The sequence below is a fragment of the Sphingomonas sp. genome (assembly GCF_030145815.1).
Classification (GTDB): Bacteria; Pseudomonadota; Alphaproteobacteria; order Sphingomonadales; family Sphingomonadaceae; genus Sphingomonas.
Window position 1 is genome coordinate 15,884 of sequence record NZ_JAIXHL010000009.1, and the last position, 19,278, is coordinate 35,161.

Consider the following 19,278-nt stretch of genomic DNA (forward strand, 5'->3'; position numbering starts at 1 on the left):
CCTGTGCGGGCTGGGCGGTGGACGTCCAGCCGGCAGCACAGGAGAACTTCTCATGACAGATTTCCAAGCCGCGATCGCCGAGTTCGCGGTTCGCCAGGCCGAGCGTGACGCCCGGGAGCAGATCGAGATCCAGCATCTCAAGGCTGTCGTCATCCCCCCGTTGCGGACAGCGGGAATCGCCCGCGTCGAAGTCCGCTTCGACGGGTATGGCGACAGCGGCGCCGTCGAGGAATGCATCTGCTACGATGCCGCCAACGCTTCGGTTGCTTGTCCCGACGCTGCTGTGGAACCGTTCCGTCCGGAGGCCTCGGAGGGCAACGCGCAGGCCGAGGCGCAATCGCTGGCGGCGGCGCTGGAATCGCTCGGCTGTCTCGCGCTCGAACGCCACCATCCCGGGTGGGAGCTCAACGACGGCGCGTACGGCCAACTCGTCATCGATGTGGCGGACGCGAGCTTCACGCTCGATTGCAGCCTGCGCTTCACTGCCTCCGAAGATCACTCGACCGAGCTGTAGGAGAAGCGAGATGGCGCATTGCTATTACCATGCGCTTTCCTCGGTGCGGAAATGGGGCGGCAACGTGGAGGACTATCTCCCGCTTCACCAATGGTTCGACCAGTCGAAAGCGATCCTGGCCGATCCCAGGCACCGCGCGCTGCGGCACCATGCCGAGGGGATATTCATGCTCGAAACGCTGTTCGGAGCGACCATCGTCAACGCCGACGGTCGGTCGGTCCCGGTGCGCCTTGTCGGCGAGCAGCACGTGCGTGAGGACCTGGGATCGATCCCCTCGTTCGCGGACTGGGCGCGCCTCATCACTCCCCAAGCCTGGATGCTTCGCGGGCATCGTCTCGACGAGTCCGTCGAGCTGTCAGGCGATCGTGCGGCTCGCGGTGACGTCGTCCCATCCAGCGGCCCTTCTTCTTCCGTGGGCGGCCGGTCTCGCATCGCGATTTGAAGCTGCTCCGCGGCGGTTGCAGATGCGGGCGAACCGGTGTCGGCCGCTCGAAACCGAACGGGCATGGCGGTCCTGTCAACGGCATCCGTGACCAACCCGGCTCTCAAGCAAACCTGTTCCTGAAGCAGCCCCGTCGAGGCGCGCAACCCGGACCCGGTCCGGCCGTGTTGCCGGGCTTGCGCCCGGCTGCCCGCACCACCCGAACCGTCTCCAGGTTCCCCTTCGGTGCGCTTCGCCGTGGGCCGCTTCTGCTCGGGTTTGCAGCCGGGATGGACCCGGATTGCTCGATCAGGAGAAGACCCATGACCAATCTCGTTATTCTCGTCGGCCGTATCGCCCGCGATCCCGAAGCCCGCACCACCCAGGGCGGAACCAGCATCACCTCGATGTCGGTGGTGACCGACCGTCCGGCCAGGAAGGACGGCAAGACCTACAAGGACGAGAACGGCTACACCGCTAAGGAAAGCGAGTTCCACCGCGTCACCTGCTTCAACGGGCTCGGCCAGAATGTCGCCAAATACTGCACCAAGGGCCAGCTGGTGACCGTCGAGGGCCGGATTCACTACACCTCGTGGGACGACAAGGACGGGGTCAAGCGCTACGGCTGCGAGATCATCGCCGACAAGGTGGATTTCCTCTCCAAGGGCCGTTCGAGCGCCAACGAGGGCGCGCCCGACATCGACGAGGACTGATTGTCCCGATCCCGCGACAAGGCCCCGGTGGCACAGACCATCGGGGCCTTTTCTTTTGCGTGACTGCTTGGCGGCGGTGCGGGGCATCGAACCCGCGCACCGCCGCGTTTGCCCATCAGGCGGGAGCGATGCGCTTCAGCGTCTCGTCGATCCCGAGCGCCATCGATGCGCGGACGAGCTGGCGCAGCTGCGCCGGCTCGATCGTCTCTGCGCCGCATTCGACGAGCAGCTTGCCGAGTTCGGCGGCCGCTTCCTCGCGGAGCCGGGCTTCACGGGCATCGAGCTCTTCGCGCTGTTCGAGCAGCTTCCTGAGCGCATCCCGAGCGCTCGGTTTGGACCTGGCCATGTGTCGTACCTTTCGCTGGCCGTTGGTCCCCTCCAGAACCGATTCTGCCATTGTCGCGGCGTGTAGGAAAACGGTTTGTGAGGTTGCCCGAACGCGTACCCGCAACCGTGGGGGAGAGGTCTCTCTCGCAGAGTTTCCAAGTGTGATGCGGGCTTGGGGGCCGCGTCAAGGACGACGGGGCCCCACCATTTTTGCCGGGGCGAGCCCCGACAAAAATCGTTTCCCCCATCGCCGCTTCGCGGCCGCGTGTTCCACGCGGTCCCTGACCCGGCCCGTCACCCACATCGCGAATCTCCTGATGCGACGCATCGAACATCAGGAGGACAGTCATGTACGCTTCACCGAACATTGCCCGTGCCGTTTACCAGGCCGATCAGGCAGCCTTCGTTGCTGCCCTTGACCGGGCCCATGCCAGGTCCTTTCACAGCTACTTCACCCAGTATGTCCTGATTGACGATGAGGCCGGCTACATCGCGGTCGACGAGGGTGACTATGGCGCGCTGCCCAAGGCCATGCTGGACCGAGTCGTCGACACCGTGCCGACCAAACTGACCGACGAATTCTGATGCCGCTCCACAGGAGGAAGTCCGTTCCGGGCTTCCTCCATTCTTTTTGCTCGGCTCCTTTGAGCCAACGCTTAGGGAGGTTCAGGAGGCCATTCCGGCGTCCGTCGATGCGCCCTCCGGGGCGTCGAACCGCTCCAGTCGCTCGGGCAGGTCGAGCAGCCTCAGCGCGGCCGCCGAGATCGCTTCCGCCTGGGTCGGAAAGGCCTCGGCCGAGCTGATCGCGACGCCGTCCGAATAGGTGACGGTTGCCTGGTAGCCCTTGCCTTTCGGCGTCGCGCTCAAGCTTACGCTGGCCATCCCGCACTCCTTGTCCGGGGGATTCTTGCACGTGATCTTATCTCCCCGGACTGCTCCATTCCCATAGCTTTCGCCTCCCTCCGACAGGCGGCTTGCCCGGCCCGCGCGCCGCCGGTCAGCGGGAGCAAATCCGCTCGGTCCGGTCCAGGCCAACACACTGGTTCCTGCCTGCGAAGTTGGGGACAGGGGGCACACCCTACGCGACTGGTCGCAGAGGGAAATGGCGTAAACACAAAGGGATAAGCGGGAAACTCACCAGTGGCAGCTTCTCAATCAGTTTCGAATGACGCCGGTTTTCAAATCGGATTCGAATGAGAGCTGAGCCAGGGCCGCACAAATCCGGCATTTCTGATGTTCTTGACATGTTCTCTGATTTGACCTAGTGAGGACAGGCCTTTCGCAGCGCGACACCGGGCTCCACATTCGAGGAGTCCGTGGATGTCACGGCCAATCTCTCTGCAAGTCCATGTGTCGAACGACCTTGCTGTGCGCGTGCGGGCCGCTGCGCGGCGACGGGAAATCAGCGTCAGCGAGTGGATCCGCTCGCTCCTTTCGCAGGCCTGCGATGACGATAATTACGTCTCCCGCCTCGAGCATTCGGTCAACCGCATTGCCCGCCATTCCGTCTTCCTGATGGTGGGCGTTGATGCGCTCCTGGCGGGGCATCCGGACCACGCGCTGCGCGAGCGCGCGCATCAGGCCTATGCCCGCAAATCTCGTGAACTCGGCCTCGCTCCCAGCACCGACGAGGGAGGCGAAGCATGAAACGCAATCTCGTCAATTTCACCCGCGGCAGCCAGCTCCTCGGCCACTTCAGCTTCATGTTCGCGGCGGGCCTCAAGGGGCCCCTGATCGTCGCCTGCGCCGTGATCGGATGTACGTCGTGGTGGACGCTTTCGGGGAGCCTCTCCGACCACGAGGCCTACCTCGTCTGGATGCGCATCTACGCCACGATCTACGGCTTCATGGAGTTCGATCCGGAGAAGCGGATCGCGCTCGAGACAGCGTTCGGCGGGACCGTCCAGCTTCCCATCGCGATGCTCGACAGCTTCCTGCCCGTGGTGCGCGCGTGGGACCATATGCTCGCTCTGCTGGGCGCCGCCTTGACCCGTTCGGCGCTGCTGCTGGTGCCGGCCTTCGCGCTCTTTTACTGGTTCGCCGCGCGCTTCGGCAGCCGCTCAAAGGAACGCAAGCACGAGCGCGGCGCGCTGCTCGTCACGCTTCCCGATCTCGTCGATGAGCTGCGCGTGCACAACAGGCGCGAACGAACTCGCGAGCTGACGGAAGCCCTGGGTTGGAAGTGGCGGCTGTGCAGTCCGCGCGAGCTCGCCGCCGCATTTCCGTATCAGCCATCGCACCTGGCGACGGTCGTCTATCCGTGGCGGCTCGAGCAGAGCCACGCGATGCTGATCGGCACCACCGGAATGGGCAAGACGGTCGCGATGTCAGACATGATCGCGGAGGCCCGGGCCAAGGGCCAGCGCTGCGTCGTCTTCGACCTCACCGGCGCATTCATCGAACACTTCCATGACAGCGGCCGGGACATCATCCTCAACCCGCTCGACGCGCGCTGTCCGCAATGGAACCTCTTCGACGAGTGCCGCAGCGAGGGCGAGTTCTGGGCCGCGGCCGAGGCGCTCGTGCCCCACGACGGCGGCGGCGAGGCGCAGTTCTGGGTGATCGCCGCGCGCGCCCTGTTCGTTGAATTCTGCCTCAAGCTGGTGGCCGAAGGCCGCGCCACCAATGACGCGCTCGCGCGAGAATTGATGACCGCAGACCTCTCTCGCGTCCATGCCATGATGCGCGGAACGATCGCCGATCCGCTCACTGCCCCGGAGGCCGCGCGCATGGCGGAGTCGATCCGCGCGGTGTTCAACGTGAACGCCAAGGCGCTGAAGCTGCTGCCTGTCACGGGACCGCGCTTTTCGGTCCGCCACTGGGTCGAGGAAGACGACCGCAGGGGCTCGGTGGTGTTCATTTCGGCCCGCTATGTCGACATGAGCGTCTGCGCGCAGCTGCTCACGCTCTGGCTCGACATGGCGATGAACACGCTGATGACGACCGCGCGCACCCAGGACCTCAAATGCTGGTTCTTCATCGACGAGCTGGGCGCCCTGCATCGTCTGCCGGCGCTCGAGAAAGGGCTGCAGACAGCGCGCAATTTCGGCGGCGCGATCGTGCTCGGGCTGCACGCGTATGCCAAGCTCAAGGAGGTCTACGGCGAGAACATGGCGATGACGCTATCGTCGCTCGCGCGGACCAAGCTGATCCTCGGCACAGCCGATCGCGAGACGGCGACCTGGTGCTCGGACTTCATCGGCCACCGCCAGGTCCGCGACATGGAGGAAGCCTATACCTACGGCTACAACAATGCCCGCGATGCGGTCAGCCTGACCCCGCGCAAGCACATCGAGCCGCTCCTCCTGCCCGACCAGCTGATGAACCTGCCGCGGCTGTCGGGGTACATCAAGTTCCCCGATGGCTTCCCCGCCGCACCCGTCAAGCTGAAGCCGGTGAGCCGCCCACGGGTCGCCGAGACCTTCATCGGCCGGGCCAACGATCGGCCATCGGCAGGAACGCTCCCGCGGGAGGCGCCGCCCCTCCGGCCGCCAGCCCAACCAGCCTCGGGGACCACCGAACATCCGTCGACCAACGACGACGGCGCGGGCAAGCCTGTGGTCCCCAAGCAGGGCGTGCTGGCTCTCGAACCGCGCGACGTGACCGAGAAGTCGAGGAGCGAAATGTCGCCCGCGCAGGACCCTCCCTCGGACCTGAGGATCGACGTCGGAGAGCCCCCGGCGACGGGGGCACACGGCAGACATGCGGCCGATGTTCCCGCCCAGGCGAGCCCCGCTCCACCTGCCTTTACGCTTCCCAAGGACGCCGTGCTTCGCGCGGGCACATCGTCTGCCGGGAACGACCCCGCGCGCGATGCGCAGGAGCCCGGCCGGCCCGACGCTCCTGTCGTGAAGGATCCCGCAAGCCGGCCGCAGAATGCGGATCGGCCGGTCGGGCGGCCGACCGATGCCGCTGCCCGGAAGCTGATGCTCGAGGACGGCATGCCCGAGCGCGACGCCCCGCCGCGCGACGAACCCGATCTCGGCGACCTGCAGCTTTGACGATGGCAGGAGGCGCTGCCCGGTCGGGGTCCGGACCATGCTCTCGGTAGCCAATGTCCGCACGGCCGGCGGCGCCGCGAACTACTTCGCCGCCGATAATTACTACACGCGGGCCGATGCCGATCGCTCCGGCGAATGGCTTGGAAAGGGCGCCCGCACGCTCGGCCTCGAGGGTCGCATCGAGGCTCGGCAGTTCGAGGCCGTGCTCAAGGGCCTGCTGCCGGACGGAAGCCGCGTCGGCAGCGACAACCGCGTGCACCGCGCCGGCACGGACCTCACCTTCTCGATGCCCAAGAGTTGGTCGCTGCTTGCGCTTGTGGGCGGGGATCGGCGCATCCTCGACGCCTACTCCGCGGCAGTGAAGGAGACGCTGGCCTGGGCCGAAAAGAACCTCGCCGAGACCCGGATGGAGGTCCGAGGGAAGGAGCGGGTGATCGCGACCGGCAACCTCGTGATCGGCCTGTTCCAGCACGACACCAACCGGAACCAGGAGCCCAATGCGCACATCCACGCCGTCGTCGCCAACGTGACGCAAGGGCCGGACGGCAAATGGCGGGCGCTCAGGAACGACAGGCTCTGGGAGCACAACACGCTGCTCAATGCGATGGCCATGGCGCGCTTTCGCCTGTCCGTCGAAAAGCTCGGCTACGAGGTCGGGGAGTTCGGCAAGCACGGCAATTTCGAAGCCGTGGGCGTTCCTAAATCCAACCGAGACGCCTTCAGCACCCGCCGCGCCGAGATACTCGAAGCCGTTGCGAAGATGGACCATCGGGGACCCGGCGTGCTCGATGCCGCGACACTGATGACGCGAGCGGAAAAGGCGACGATCGAGGACCGCGATGCGCTCGCGCGCCAGTGGAAGGAGGCTGCGGCCAAGCTCGGCTTCGACCCTGCGGCGGTGATTGCCAGGGCCAACGCGCGGGCGGCCCAGGACCTCGGGAACGTGCCGGGCTTGGGCGAGACGGTCCGCTCGCTTGTGGAGCGCGGGCGCTCCCTCGCCGCCTCCTTTGCCGAGCGCCTTGGGCTGCGGGAGGGCGACCCGCTCGTCCCTTCGCACATGGGCAAGCGGACACCAGAGCAGATCGCCGCGGTGCACGCCGTTGCCTCAGCCGTTCGTCACCTCGGCGAGCGCGAGGCGGCATTTCCGCGCGCCGAGATCTATCGAACGGCGCTTGGATTCGCCTTGCCCACCTCGATGCCCGAGATCGAGCACCGCGTGGACCAGCTGCTGCGCCAGGGCCACCTGCTCAGGGGCAAAGGGGCTGACCGCGAGCTGGTGACGACGCGCGATGCGATCGGCCTTGAGCAGCGCATCATCGCGAGCGTCGAAAGCGGCCGGGGAACTGCTCCCGCCATCGTGCCGTCCGAGGTTGCCGGCGAGCGGCTGCAGGCGCTCTCCCAGCTCAAATACGGGATGACACTCAATCCCGGGCAGGAGAATGCAGGGCGCCTGCTGCTCGGCTCGCACAACCGCATCGTGGCGATCCAGGGCATCGCCGGCGCCGGCAAGAGCACAGTCCTCAAGCCCGTCGCCGACATCCTGCGCGAGGAGGGTCGGGCGGTGCTGGGCCTGGCCGTGCAGAACACGCTCGTGCAGATGCTCGAGCGCGAGACCGGCATCCCGTCGATGACCGTCACACGCTTCCTTCGGCGCCACCGCGACCTCCTCGAAGGCGGTGATCCGGCGCGGTTTGCCGACGCCCGGTCTTCCATGCGCGGCACCGTCGTGCTGCTCGACGAGGCATCGATGGTCGGCAATGCCGACAAGGAAAAGCTCGTCCGGCTCGCGAACCTGCTCGAGCTCGATCGGTTCGCCAGCATCGGCGATCGCAAGCAGCTCGGCGCGGTCGATGCGGGCAAGCCGTTCGACGTGATGCAGCAGGCCGGGGTCGAAACCGCGGTCATGAACATCAATGTCCGCGCTCGGGAGCAGGCGCTTCGCCGGGCGCAGTACGCGGCCCAGGGCGGGCAGATCGACGAGGCGCTGCGGCATTTGGGCAAGCATGTCGTGGAGGTGGCTCAGGGAGCCGCCGTCGAGGCCGCTGCCGCCTGGCTGTCGCTGTCGCCGGAGGAGCGCGAGCGCACGTCCATCTATGCCTCCGGCCGGGCATTGCGGAGCCAGGTCAATGACGCAGTGCAGGCGGGCCTGCGCGCCAACGGGGAGCTCGGGACCGTGGGCATGAGGGTGGACACCCTCTCCCGAGTCAATGTCACCCGCGAGGAGCTGCGTTATGCCCGCACTTATGGCCCAGGAATGGTGGTCGAGATCGACCGGCGCCAGCGCGGGCAGAGATTGCTCAAGGGCCAGTACCGGGTCGTGGACACCGACGCCGTCCGTGAGCGGGTGACGCTCGAGAACGAACGCGGCCGGCGCTTCGAGTTTCGTCCCGGGCCGCTGCGCCCGCAAGGCGAGCAGGACCCGCTCCGGCTGTTCGAGGTCCGCCCGCTCGACATTCACGTCGGCGACCGAATCCGCTGGACCGAAACCGACCACAAGCGCGGACTGCTCAATGCCGACCAGGCGCGCATCGTCGCGATCGACGACCGGCGCGTGACGGTGAAGACTTCGCTCGGGGCCGAGCACCGCCTGTCGCGCGGCGACCCGATGCTCGAACGGCTCGACCTTGCCTACGCGCTCAACGCGCACATGGCCCAGGGGCTGACTTCGGATCGCGGCATTGCGGTCATGGACAGCCACGAGCGCAATCTCTCGAACCAGCAGACCTTCCTGGTGACGATCACCCGGCTGCGCGACGGCCTCACCCTCTTCGTCGACAATGCCGGCAAGCTGGAGGCGGCCGTCGAGCGCAACCCCGGCATGAAGCGCTCGGCGCTGGAGACCGTGGATCTCCTTCGCGACGCCGCCGCCAAGGGCCAGGCGAAAGGGAGGTCGCCGCTACCAGAGCGCGAGCCGCCCGAGCGCGATCGGTCGCTCACCAAGCCATTCGAAATCGGGATCTAAGGCCCTTCTCGCCGCCCGATCAACTCATCCGGTCAATGGGCGGTGCTTGCCCGCCGGTTGCGGAAAGTTGCGCGATGCGGGCGGCGATCGCCTGCCAGTGCGGACGCCCTCGGCATCGCCTTGCAGAACGAGGGCGCCGATCTGCTCGGCGGCATGGAGCGCAGCCTCTTCGCCGTGGGTCTGCAGCACCCGATTGGCGCAGGCCCACAGCTCCCATTCGCTCAGCATCAGCGGAAATAGCCGACCAGCCCCACGAGGAAGGCAATGACGCCGTAGGCGACGAGGCCCCCGGCCAGGAGATACTCGATCCTAACCCTGCTTTGTCGCGGCCGCGGTGTGCCGGCGGGCCACACCTGCTCGCAGGCGACCCCGTTGAACCCGGCGCGCTGTCCCACGACCTCGACCTCCTGGCCGACCAGCCGGTGCGCTCGCCCTCCGGCGTCGAGCTCCCATGTGCCGCCGCCGTCGGCCCTAAGGACCGGGCCCACTCTTCCCCGTTCGAGACGGCCGCGCAGGTGCAGGTCGGCGTTCACCGGCAGTCCGGGCCTTTCCAGTAGCGATCCCAACGCAGGACCGTGCGCGTGCGGATCATGGCGCACGACAGGTCCGTGCCTGTTGGCAACCGACACCAAGCCGCTGTCCTGTTCCCCCCCGCCGAACCTTCGGAGCGGCACGTCATCCTGGGGCCCGCGACGGCAATGTGGCCCGTCGAATTGCGTCCGCGGGCGCCGCCGAGCAGGCCCACGAGCGCGTCCCGGGCTTCGGTCGGCGAGGCGTCGGGACAGGGCTGGTTGGTTCGGCAGCTGCCGTCCATTTCGCGCGCCGCGATACCGGAGAGCCGGACGTGCGGTCCCTCCGCGCACCAGATGGGTCCATCCCCGTCCCACACGTGGGTCGGGGTGCATGTGAAGGTCTGCCCGGCGGCAACGATCGAGGCGGCAAGGAAGGTCAGCATGGAACGGCGGGCTTACTGCAGCGCACGCCCAAACCAAAGCACCCGCCCGACAATGTTGATGCTGCGGCGTTCGAGGCCCCGCCAGCTCGGATAGGCCGGGTTATCGCTCAGCACGGAAATCCGTCGGCCCTGCGGCTCGATCGCGATCCGCTTCACGTTGAGCGCGTCGTCCATGCGCAGGACGTAGATGCCGTCGCGCAGCCGCCCTTGCCCGTCGGCGAGATCGACCATGACTTCGTCCCCGTCGTGCAGGGTCGGCTCCATCGAGTCCCCATGCACGCCGATGATGGAAAGGCTCGACGCCTTGCTGGCGGTCAGCCGGCGGAGCCATTTCTCATCAAAGCCAAACTGGGAGCATTTGGATTCCATCTCGGCCAGTGCCCCATGACCGGCGGAAGCCTCGACGCTGAGCACGGGCACGTGGACCAGCTCGACAACCGGCCCCGAGCGGCGGTCGGGAGCCCCAAGGACCTTCTCGTCCACACCGAAGAACCGGGCAAGCACTGCGCGATCCTGCTCGTCCAGGCTCCGCGGGCTGCCGCGCCGGATATACTGCTGGATATAGGCCGCATTGCGCCCGAGGAGGCGGGAAACCGAGGAGTAATTGTATCCTCGTTGCTGAATCAGCTCGTCCAGGGCTTTGCGTGCTTCGTCCATCGCTGGCGGTCCCACTGAGTGCATCTAGGAAATCCGATCCTAGACTCTAGGATGCCTTCCTAGTAGGAACATAACAGGAACGCAAGAGCGATGCGAGTCGAGCAATGGAGCTTCTGGAGCAGATCGAGAGCTATCTGGCGCAGACCCGCATGCCGGCGAGTACCTTCGGCAGGTTGGTAGCAGGAGATCCGAGGTTGGTCGCTGACCTTCGATCGGGCAGACGTCCGAGGGAAAAAACGCGCGCCCGGTTGCAACGCTACCTGGGTCAAAGCTTAGCGCGGATCGGCTGAGTGGTGTCCCTACGTTGGCCAGCAAGCTATCGAGCAGCCTCGGGCTCGTTCAGAACCTTTGAATGTGAGGTGGACGCTCAGAGCTGGATAGTTGCGGGGGCTCAGCCCCAAGGCTAAGTCAACGAGCTTGGGGGCAATCGACGATACCTGATCGCGAGCTGACCACTCCCGATAGGATCGAATGAGAATGGCGAAGCTGACCCTTGAAAAACTCGAACGCCATCTGTTCGCAGCAGCCGACATTCTTCGCGGCAAAATGGACGCTTCGGAGTTCAAGGAATACATCTTCGGAATCTTGTTCCTGAAGCGATGCTCGGACGTGTTCGAGCAGCAGCGCGATAGGATCATCCAGAAGCAGCGCACTCAGGGCCGGACGAACGAGGAGGCTCCAAAGGGCCGATCATCCCTCGTCGTATGAAAAGACGTTCTTCGTTCCTGCCATCGCCCGATGGGGGCGGCTGCTGAACGACGTCCATTCGAATGTCGCCAACGAATTAAACAAGGCTCTGGCGGGCTTGGAAAACGCGAACCATCAGGCGCTGTCGGGTGTCTTGGGTCACATCAATTTCGCCCGTAAGATCGGCGAATCTGAAATCCCCGACGAGAGGCTGCGGCGGCTCATCAGCCACTTCAACAAGTACCGGCTTCTCGATGAGGATTTCGAGTTTCCGGACCTGCTCGGCGCTGCCTACGAGTATCTGATCAGCGAATTTGCCGACTCAGCCGGCAAGAAGGCCGGCGAGTTCTACACTCCAAGGGGCGTCGTTCAGCTCATGGTGCGGATCCTCGATCCGCAGGGTGGCACGTCGCTCTACGACCCGACCTGTGGCAGCGGCGGCATGCTGAACCAGGGGAATCAACATGCCCTCCAGCACGGAGGGCGTCTGCGCCTCTATGGACAGGAAGACAACGGGGCTGTCTGGGCGATTTGCCGGATGAACCTGCTGCTGCACGGCGTTCCCGACGCGGACATCCGAAATGGCGACACGCTGCTCGAGCCGAAGCACATCGAGGACGGGCGCCTGATGCGCTTTGATCGCGTGATCGCCAACCCGCCTTTCAGCCAGAACTACTCCAAGCGCGGCATCCAGTTCGGCGACCGCTTCCGCTTCGGCTGGTGCCCGACGACGGGCAAGAAGGGCGACCTGATGTTCGCGCAGCACATGCTGGCGAGCCTGAAGCAGAACGGAAAGATGGCGGTCGTGATGCCGCACGGCGTGCTGTTCCGCGGCGGGGAAGAGAAGAAGATCAGGATCGCGCTTCTCAAGGAAGACTGCATCGAGGCGGTCATCGGCCTGCCCCAAAATCTCTTCTATGGCACCGGTATCCCTGCTTGTGTCCTGGTGATGCGCCATCCGGCGGGCAAGCCCGATGCGCGCAAGGGCAAGGTGCTTTTTATCAATGCCGACCGCGAGTATCGCGAAGGCCGTGCGCAGAACTTCATCGATCCGGAGCACATCGAGAAGATTATCAGCGCCTATGATGCCTTCGCCGATGTCTCCGGCTTCGCGGCCGTGGTCGATAACAAGGCCATCATCGAGGACGAAGCCGGAAACCTGAACATCCGTCGCTACGCCGACAGCAGCCCGCCGCCAGAGACGCACGACGTTCGCGCGCACCTTCATGGCGGCGTGCCAAAGCGCGAGATCGAAGCCATCCGCCCGCAGGCAATGGCCCAGGGCTTCGACGTTGGCGCGCCGTTCTCCGACCGCGATCCCGACTATGCCGAATTCGCCCAGACCGTGGCAAAGCGGGCCGACATCCGTGCCTTGATGGAAACCGATGCTGGCGTCGCCGCCCGGGCCGGAGAGATGCTGGGAGCCTTCGATACCTGGTGGGCCTCGGCGCAGACAGGGTTGGCTGATCTGCCAGAAACCAAGCGCCTCATGCCGTTGCGGCGGGAGCTGCTCGACAGTTTCGAGCCGGCGATGCTACCGGTCGGCTGCGTCGATCGCTATGCGCTGATGGGCGCCATCGCGGGCTGGTGGGACGAAATCCGCTACGAGCTGCGCGTCATCGTCGAGAACGGTTTCGCGGAGCTTGTCGACGGCTGGGTTGAAACGCTGCGTTCCGCACTCGAAGACGAAGAGGCCGACGACGACGAGGACAGCGACGTCAAGAAGACCGTGAAGGCGACGCTAGAGGAGTTGCTCGCGCATCCCTTCGTCCGGCACCGGATGGCCGATTATGTGAGCCAACTATCCGCAGCACAGACCGAGGTGGAACGCATCAAGGCCGAGAAGGAAGCCTGGGAAACCGGCGACGGTGTCGATGGCGCCGAGGACTGGATGGACGGGGCCGAGGACGGCGCCACGCTGCCCAAGGTGTTGGAGAAGCGTCGCAAGGACCTGCGCGCCGAGATGGGCGAGGATGACAAGCGCCGCAAGGAGCTAGTGAAGACCACACCCGTCGGAAAGCCATCCAAGGGCTCCATCGACTGGATGCGGGCGCAGGGCATGAACGTGCGGGAGCTTGAGGCCGAACTTGCCGACCTCAATCGCCGCCTCGCGCCGCTGGTCGAAGAGGCGGAGGCCATCGATGCGATGCTCGCACCCTATGAGGCGATCAAAGAGGAGCTGAAGGCGGCGCGCGCGACGTTGCGGCAGCTCAAAGCGGCTTTTGTCGAGCGGCTGACCGCAGCGCGGGCCGAACTCGACGACGATGATTGCCGCGAGCTGGTGCTCGCCATTGACCGCGAGCGGCTGTTCGACCGACTCGAGCGTGCCCGTACGCGTCGTGTCGGCACACTAGTATCCGGTCTCGATCGCCTTTGGGACAAGTATCGGGTCAGCCTCAAGCACATCGAGGGGCGAAGGACTGACGCAACCAAGCGGCTGGAAGGCTACCTGAAGGAACTCAGGTATGGGTGAGGCGGCCAAGCTGTCTGACTTCGCGTCTGTCAATCCGGTGACGGATACCAACGGGGTGGCAAACGATGCGCCGGTCGCGTTCATCCCGATGGCCGCCGTTGCGGAGGGAGGCGGGTGGCATGCGACGGAGCACCGTCCGATTTCGGATGGAAGGAGGGGTTATACCCTTTTCCAGCGCGGCGATGTGATCGTTGCGAAGATCACACCCTGCTTCGAGAATGGGAAGGTCGCGCTGCTTTCGGCGCTCGAAACCGACTTCGGCCTTGGCAGCACTGAATTTCACGTCTTGCGGGCCAAGCCCGGTCACGATTCCCGTTTCATCTATCACTGGACACGGCACCCGGCTTTTCTGCGTGCGGGTGAAGCGTCGATGACTGGCTCGGCGGGGCAGCGCCGCGTGCAAGCTGGATTCTTCGAAAGCTTCGAGATCCCGAGGATTGAGAGACCGTCTCAAGCGGCGATTGCCGACATTCTTGATGCGCTCGACGACGCCATCCTCGAAGTTGATGCACTGTTCGAGAAATTGAGGACAGTCCGCGTTGGCATGATCGACGATTTGCTCACGCGAGGCTTGGCGGATGACGGCTCACCCCGGGCTTCATCCGCACTGGTCGAGACAGTGGTCGGCCTACGCCCGGCGACATGGAAAGTCGCGAACCTGGGCCGCTTCGTCATCAACGCGGAGTATGGCACCAACCTGTCCTTGGGCGACATCAGCAGCGGCATTCCTGTTCTGCGGATGAACAACATCCAAGACGGTGAGTTCGACTTGTCCGATCTGAAATATGCGCCGGCGCATGCGGTCGAGCGGTTCCGGGTGCAGCGCGATGATGTGCTGTTCAACCGCACCAACAGCTGGGAGCATGTTGGAAAGGCCGCCATCTGGCGGCACGACGAACCTGGTCCCGCCTTCGCGTCCTACCTGGTGCGCCTTCACTGCGGCGACGAATTGCTGCCCGAGTTCCTTCATCTCTGGCTGAACTGGGCTCCAGTGCAGCGCGCCATCCGGCAGTTCGCGACGCCGGGCGTCCAGCAGGTCAACATCAATCCCACGAACCTCCGGCGGGCCTTGATCGCCGTGCCGAATACCTTGGAAGAACAACGCGCCATCATCGAACGCGTGAACGGTGTTTCTGCAGCGATCGAGGATCACCGCTGTGAAAGCGCCAAGCTCGCGGCACTTCGTGAAGGGTTGCGCGATGACCTCCTCAGCGGCCGCACGCCCCTCGCTGCCATTCGGGAGGCGGCCGAGTGAGCCAGCTGGACCGCCTGGATGAACTGAACGTCGTTGAGCGCCCGCTGCTGCACCAGTTGGGCGCGATGGGCTGGCGCCATGTCGAGGGTGCTGACGAAGACCCGGCCAGTGGCCGCAAGGACTATCATCTGCTGGGCCGCGCCGATTTTCAGCAGACGCTGCTGCGCGACCGGCTTGAGGCCGCGCTGCGCCACCTGAACCGCAACGACGATGGGTCTGAGTGGCTGGACGATCGCCGCATCGAACAGGCGATCTCGCAACTTGAACGGCCGACCGCGAGGGACTTCATCGCGATCAACGAGGAACTGCACGACAAGATCGTGCGCGGCGTCAATGTCTCTGGCCCCGACGGCGAGCATGAGCGGCGCGTGCGCTTCATTGGCTTCGAGCCGGACGACGAGAACGAATTCGTCGCCGTAAGCCAGTTCCGTGTGGACCCGCCCGGCGCAAGCGGCGTGTCAGGGTTCATCGTGCCGGATGTCGTCCTGTTCGTGAACGGTCTGCCGCTCGTGGTGATCGAGGCCAAGAGCCCCGCCGTCACCGACCCCATGGCCACCGCCATCGACCAGATGCGCCGCTACGCCAATCGCCGCGTTCCCGAGAAGAATGAGGGCGCGGAGCGGCTGTTCTGGACGAACCACCTTCTGGTCGCCACCGACTATTACGACGCGCGTGTCGGTTCCGTCACGGCTCGGCCCGACGATTTCCTGCCGTGGCGCTCGGTCAAGCCGATCGGTATTGAGCATACGCGCGCCGCCAACGACGAGGTGTGCCGCGAGATCGGCAAGGCGCCCGGCACGGAATTGGTGCAGCAGGAGGTGCTCGCCGCGGGCCTTCTGCGGCCGGCGTATCTTCTGGACGCGATACGCTCGTTCACCGTCTTTATGACAACGGACGATGGCGTTCGGATCAAGGTCGTGCCCCGCTATCAGCAGTTCCGTTCGGTTCATATCGCGCTCAATCGGCTACGCGAGGGCAAGACACGCCGCCAGGATGGCATGACGGATCGGCGGGGCGGTATCATCTGGCACACCCAGGGCTCCGGAAAGAGCCTGACTATGGTGTTCCTGGTCAAGAAACTGCGGACACTCCCGGAGCTTCGGCGGTTCAAGGTGGTCGTGGTCACTGACCGGATCGATCTCGAGGACCAGCTGTCGAAGACTGCCAAGCTCGCCGGTCAGGTTATGCGAGTGGCGCGAAATGCCGATGGCGCGAAAGCGCATCTGGGCCGCCAAGAACCTGACCTGGTGTTCGTGATGATCCAGAAGCTGCAAGAGCGGAACGGCGGCGGTGACGAGCAGGAAATCGTGTTCGCTGCCGAGAATGACGAGCGTCAGGTCGCGGAGAGTGATGCGCTCCCCTCTAAGCCCGATCAGCTGCGTTCGGGCAAGCTGGTTGCGAAGATCGGCGAGCGACAGGCCTTCCCCGTGTTGAACGAAAGTGATGACGTCCTAGTCCTCATCGACGAGGCGCACCGGTCGCACACAAGCGGGCTGCACCAGAACCTCCTGGACGCTCTGCCGAACGCAGCGCGGATCGGCTTCACCGGAACCCCGATCGAGGAGAAGAGCAAGAAGAAGACGCGGGAGATCTTCGGCACCTACATCGACCGTTACCTGCTTCGGGATGCGGAGGCTGACGGCGCGATCGTTAAGATCCTCTACGAGGGGCGCGAACTGAAAGCCGATGTGACCGACAAGGGCACGTTGGATGGACTATTCGATGCGACCTTCGCCGGGAAGTCGACCGAGGAGCGGGAGGCGATTAAGGATCGCTATGCGACGCGCGCGCGGGTTCTGAATGCGGCCGACCCGTTGAAGGCCAAGGCGATAGACGTGCTCCGGCACTACATCGTCAACATTCTCCCCAATTTTCTGAAGGCGCAGCTTGTCGCTTCCAGCCGGCAACTGGCGGTCCAGTATGTCGATGCCCTGAACGACGCTCGCGACGAAATCGTCGCCGCCATTGAGGGCGCTGCGGAGATCTTGAAGGATATCGCGCCCGAGGATGCGCAGAATGCCGGTGGAGATGTGGCGTTCCTGACCACCGCGCTGCCTTACCTTGTTACGATCAGAGCCCTGGAGTTTGCGGCTGTTATCTCGGTGGACCACAACGATCTGCCTCACCTGAAGGCATGGGGTGGCGCGACCGAGACCAAGCAACGGATCGAACGCTTTAAGAAGCCGCTATCACGCGATGGGCTCGCGATTCTCGTTGTGAAAAGCAAGCTCCTCACGGGCTTCGACGCGAAGGTCGAACAGGCGATGTATCTCGACCGCGCCATGGCGGGCGCTGAGCTGTTGCAGGCCATCGCCCGCACCAACCGCACGGCCGGAGAAGCAAAGCAGTTTGGGATTGTCGTTGACTACTATGGTGTCGGAAAGAACCTGTCCGACGCGCTGGCGCTCTATGACGCCGAAGACCAGAGCGATCTGACAGGCGGAATCGGCAAGCCTGAAGAGCTGCTGCCTGAGCTTCGGCAAGCCAGGGATGCAGTGGTGAAGCAGTTTGCCGATGCTGGTATAACCCTTGGCCCTGATCTGCAGGCCTACGTCGATGCGTGCGTCGGGAAACTAAAGGAGCAAAAGTTCCGGGCGCAGTTTCTTGTCCTGGTGAAGCGCCTCATCGGCTTGTTCGATACGCTGATGCCGCGACCCGAAGCGAGGCCTTTCACCAAGGACGTCAAGATTTTTGCCTTTATCGCAAAGGCTGCGGCGAACCTATATAGGGATGGCACGCTGGATGTGCGTGGGGTGGCGCACAAGGTCCAAGCCATGCTCGATGCCTTCATCGAGGCGCATGGCATAGATCCCAAGATCCCGCCCATCGAGATCCTCGATCCTAACTTTGCCGCAGAGGTTTCGCGCAAGAAGACCGATCGTGCCAAAGCGGCCGACATGGAGAATGCTCTCCGTCACCACATCTCGATTTCGTTCGATAAGGACCCGGCGAAATTCAAGAGCCTTAGTGAGAGGCTTGAAGGGATTCTGACCAGTCATCAGGAAGACTGGAACGCAATCGCCAGTCAGCTGCAGAAGCTCATCGACGAGGCCTTGGCGGCGTCAACCGAGTCAGCGGCGTATCACGGGCTCGACCGGTACACAGACGGACCGATCTTCGGCATTCTCCGGATGCGATACGGGAACAGCGACCGGGACGCCGAGTTCGCTGAACTGGCTTCGGAAATTGTTCGGTACTTGCGCCAAGAGGCCGCTGTAGCTGGCTTCTGGGACAATCCCGTGGGCCAAGAGGAAGCTAGGCGGTGGGTTTTTCGCCAGCTCGACAGCTGCAATCTGTTCCCGTTTCCAGAGCTGGACGTCATTGCGGCTGATTGCATGGGCGTCGCTAGGGCCAATCGCGCCGGGTTCGCCCATGATTGAAACTATCTGTGTCGATGACCTCACCTTTCTTGTTAAGCGCAGCGTGCGCCGCAAGACGATCGGCCTTACAGTCGAACGCGATGCGTCCCTTGTCGCTCATCTCCCATCGGATGCGGACCTCGATCAGGCGCGCGAGCTGATCCAGACGAGGATGATCTGGATTCACCAGAAGCTTGCAGGGCACAAAGGCATTGGTCGCGAGACGGTTTTCCGACAACCTGAATTCATCGATGGTGAGGGCTTTCATTTTCTTGGAAAGCACTTTCGGCTGAAGCTCGTAGACACCGACCCCGACGGACCTCCAACGCCAACGATCCGCTTCGAAGGGGACCGCCTTCTGTTCCGTCGTGATCAGATCCAATCTGGAAATAAGAGAATAGAAGAATACTATACCCGGGCTGCCCACCCATATTTGAACGAGCTAGTGAACCGGTGGAAAGAGATTGTTCGCGTCAAGCCACGGAAATATGTCCAGATAATGGACCTAGGATTCAGGTGGGGGTCCTGTAGTCCTAATGGGACTGTGAATTTCCACTGGAGATCAATGCAACTGCCGCCGCAGGTTATTGAGTATGTAGTTGTGCACGAGCTTGTGCATCTAAAATATAGCGACCATTCTGAGGCATTTTGGTCCGAAGTTCGTCGTGTAATGCCTTCGTATGCTGATAGAAAGGAGTGGCTTCGTTCTAGAGGTGGCGATCTCTAGTCCGCGCAGTCCTAGCGTTTGGCAACGTATTTGGTGATAGTGGCAGCAAAGGTCGACTCTGAAATTCCAAGCATGGAATAGACGTTTTCGATGTGGGGAGCGTCGACGTCCTCGCCGACGACATGAGAGTTGAATGCTGAAGGGGGCTATGTGACTGGGGGAAGTGCGGCTGATTCTGACGCTCTCGGATCTTTCTCTGCCGAGATGGAGGTCAGATCGAGCGGGCT

17 protein-coding genes and 1 pseudogene are annotated in these 19,278 nt (G+C 64.0%); 12 read left to right on the plus strand and 6 right to left on the minus strand.

All coding sequences use genetic code 11. From position 1 onward, the window contains the following. Positions 1–52: 52 nt before the first annotated feature. From KYX69_RS09485 to KYX69_RS09495, 3 genes are all read left to right on the plus strand, one after another. Positions 53–514 carry a DUF6878 family protein gene (locus tag KYX69_RS09485; RefSeq protein WP_066672070.1) on the plus strand — a complete coding sequence of 154 codons (462 nt, stop codon included), beginning with the start codon at positions 53–55 and terminating at the stop codon, positions 512–514. A gap of 10 nt (positions 515–524) precedes the next feature. Beyond that, positions 525–956 carry a hypothetical protein gene (locus KYX69_RS09490; RefSeq protein ID WP_066672066.1) on the plus strand — a complete coding sequence of 144 codons (432 nt, stop codon included), beginning with the start codon at positions 525–527 and terminating at the stop codon, positions 954–956. Between the two features lie 302 nt (positions 957–1,258). Further along, entirely contained in the window at positions 1,259–1,648 is a 390-nt protein-coding gene (locus tag KYX69_RS09495) for a single-stranded DNA-binding protein (protein ID WP_066672064.1), read from the plus strand. A 115-nt stretch (positions 1,649–1,763) separates the two neighbouring features. Here KYX69_RS09495 and KYX69_RS09500 read toward each other — a convergent pair whose 3' ends face one another. Beyond that, a complete protein-coding gene (locus KYX69_RS09500) occupies positions 1,764–1,994 on the minus strand; it encodes a DUF6437 family protein (RefSeq protein ID WP_300496482.1) in 231 nt (76 codons plus the stop codon). 329 nt (positions 1,995–2,323) lie between these two features. Here KYX69_RS09500 and KYX69_RS09505 point away from each other — a divergent pair, with 329 nt between their 5' ends. Continuing rightward, positions 2,324–2,560, plus strand: a complete 237-nt coding sequence (locus KYX69_RS09505; RefSeq protein WP_293682542.1) for a hypothetical protein — start codon at positions 2,324–2,326, stop codon at positions 2,558–2,560. Between the two features lie 81 nt (positions 2,561–2,641). Here KYX69_RS09505 and KYX69_RS09510 read toward each other — a convergent pair whose 3' ends face one another. Further along, complete coding sequence (locus KYX69_RS09510) at positions 2,642–2,857, minus strand: hypothetical protein (RefSeq protein ID WP_293682540.1); 216 nt, start codon at positions 2,855–2,857, stop codon at positions 2,642–2,644. A gap of 438 nt (positions 2,858–3,295) precedes the next feature. Here KYX69_RS09510 and KYX69_RS09515 point away from each other — a divergent pair, with 438 nt between their 5' ends. Genes KYX69_RS09515 through mobF form a run of 3 tightly spaced genes read left to right on the plus strand, consistent with a single transcriptional unit; the run spans position 3,296 to position 8,938 of the window. Next, on the plus strand, positions 3,296–3,622 hold the full coding sequence (locus KYX69_RS09515; protein WP_300496485.1) for a hypothetical protein: 327 nt from the start codon (positions 3,296–3,298) through the stop codon (positions 3,620–3,622). Then, positions 3,619–5,976, plus strand: a complete 2,358-nt coding sequence (locus KYX69_RS09520; RefSeq protein WP_300496488.1) for a type IV secretion system DNA-binding domain-containing protein — start codon at positions 3,619–3,621, stop codon at positions 5,974–5,976. The genes KYX69_RS09515 and KYX69_RS09520 overlap by 4 nt, the downstream gene beginning before the upstream one ends. A gap of 37 nt (positions 5,977–6,013) precedes the next feature. Beyond that, a complete protein-coding gene (mobF, locus tag KYX69_RS09525) occupies positions 6,014–8,938 on the plus strand; it encodes a MobF family relaxase (protein WP_300496491.1) in 2,925 nt (974 codons plus the stop codon). A gap of 19 nt (positions 8,939–8,957) precedes the next feature. On the opposite strand, the pseudogene KYX69_RS09530 reads toward mobF, so the two are convergent. The 4 genes and pseudogenes from KYX69_RS09530 to KYX69_RS09545 all read right to left on the minus strand — a co-directional run bounded on the left by KYX69_RS09530 (position 8,958) and on the right by KYX69_RS09545 (position 10,550). Next, positions 8,958–9,166: pseudogene (locus tag KYX69_RS09530) on the minus strand (hypothetical protein). Then, a complete protein-coding gene (locus KYX69_RS09535) occupies positions 9,166–9,471 on the minus strand; it encodes a DUF5818 domain-containing protein (protein ID WP_300496493.1) in 306 nt (101 codons plus the stop codon). The pseudogene KYX69_RS09530 and the gene KYX69_RS09535 overlap by 1 nt, the downstream one beginning before the upstream one ends. After that, positions 9,468–9,893, minus strand: coding sequence for a hypothetical protein (locus KYX69_RS09540; RefSeq protein WP_300496496.1), 426 nt, complete (start codon positions 9,891–9,893; stop codon positions 9,468–9,470). The genes KYX69_RS09535 and KYX69_RS09540 overlap by 4 nt, the downstream gene beginning before the upstream one ends. Before the next feature lie 12 nt (positions 9,894–9,905). Beyond that, positions 9,906–10,550 carry a S24 family peptidase gene (locus KYX69_RS09545; protein WP_300496499.1) on the minus strand — a complete coding sequence of 215 codons (645 nt, stop codon included), beginning with the start codon at positions 10,548–10,550 and terminating at the stop codon, positions 9,906–9,908. Positions 10,551–11,027: 477 nt separating this feature from the next. On the opposite strand from KYX69_RS09545, the gene KYX69_RS09555 reads away from it, so the two are divergent. Genes KYX69_RS09555 through KYX69_RS23190 form a run of 5 tightly spaced genes read left to right on the plus strand, consistent with a single transcriptional unit; the run spans position 11,028 to position 19,051 of the window. Further along, entirely contained in the window at positions 11,028–11,258 is a 231-nt protein-coding gene (locus KYX69_RS09555; RefSeq protein ID WP_300496505.1) for a type I restriction-modification system subunit M N-terminal domain-containing protein, read from the plus strand. A gap of 22 nt (positions 11,259–11,280) precedes the next feature. After that, the gene (locus KYX69_RS09560; RefSeq protein WP_300496775.1) at positions 11,281–13,710 is read left to right on the plus strand and encodes an N-6 DNA methylase; all 2,430 of its coding nucleotides are present in this window, start codon (positions 11,281–11,283) and stop codon (positions 13,708–13,710) included. Further along, entirely contained in the window at positions 13,703–14,965 is a 1,263-nt protein-coding gene (locus KYX69_RS09565; protein WP_300496506.1) for a restriction endonuclease subunit S, read from the plus strand. The genes KYX69_RS09560 and KYX69_RS09565 overlap by 8 nt, the downstream gene beginning before the upstream one ends. Further along, positions 14,962–18,345, plus strand: a complete 3,384-nt coding sequence (locus KYX69_RS09570) for a type I restriction endonuclease (RefSeq protein ID WP_300496509.1) — start codon at positions 14,962–14,964, stop codon at positions 18,343–18,345. The genes KYX69_RS09565 and KYX69_RS09570 overlap by 4 nt, the downstream gene beginning before the upstream one ends. Next, positions 18,338–19,051, plus strand: coding sequence for a M48 family metallopeptidase (locus KYX69_RS23190; RefSeq protein ID WP_367280184.1), 714 nt, complete (start codon positions 18,338–18,340; stop codon positions 19,049–19,051). The genes KYX69_RS09570 and KYX69_RS23190 overlap by 8 nt, the downstream gene beginning before the upstream one ends. Positions 19,052–19,278: the final 227 nt, after the last annotated feature.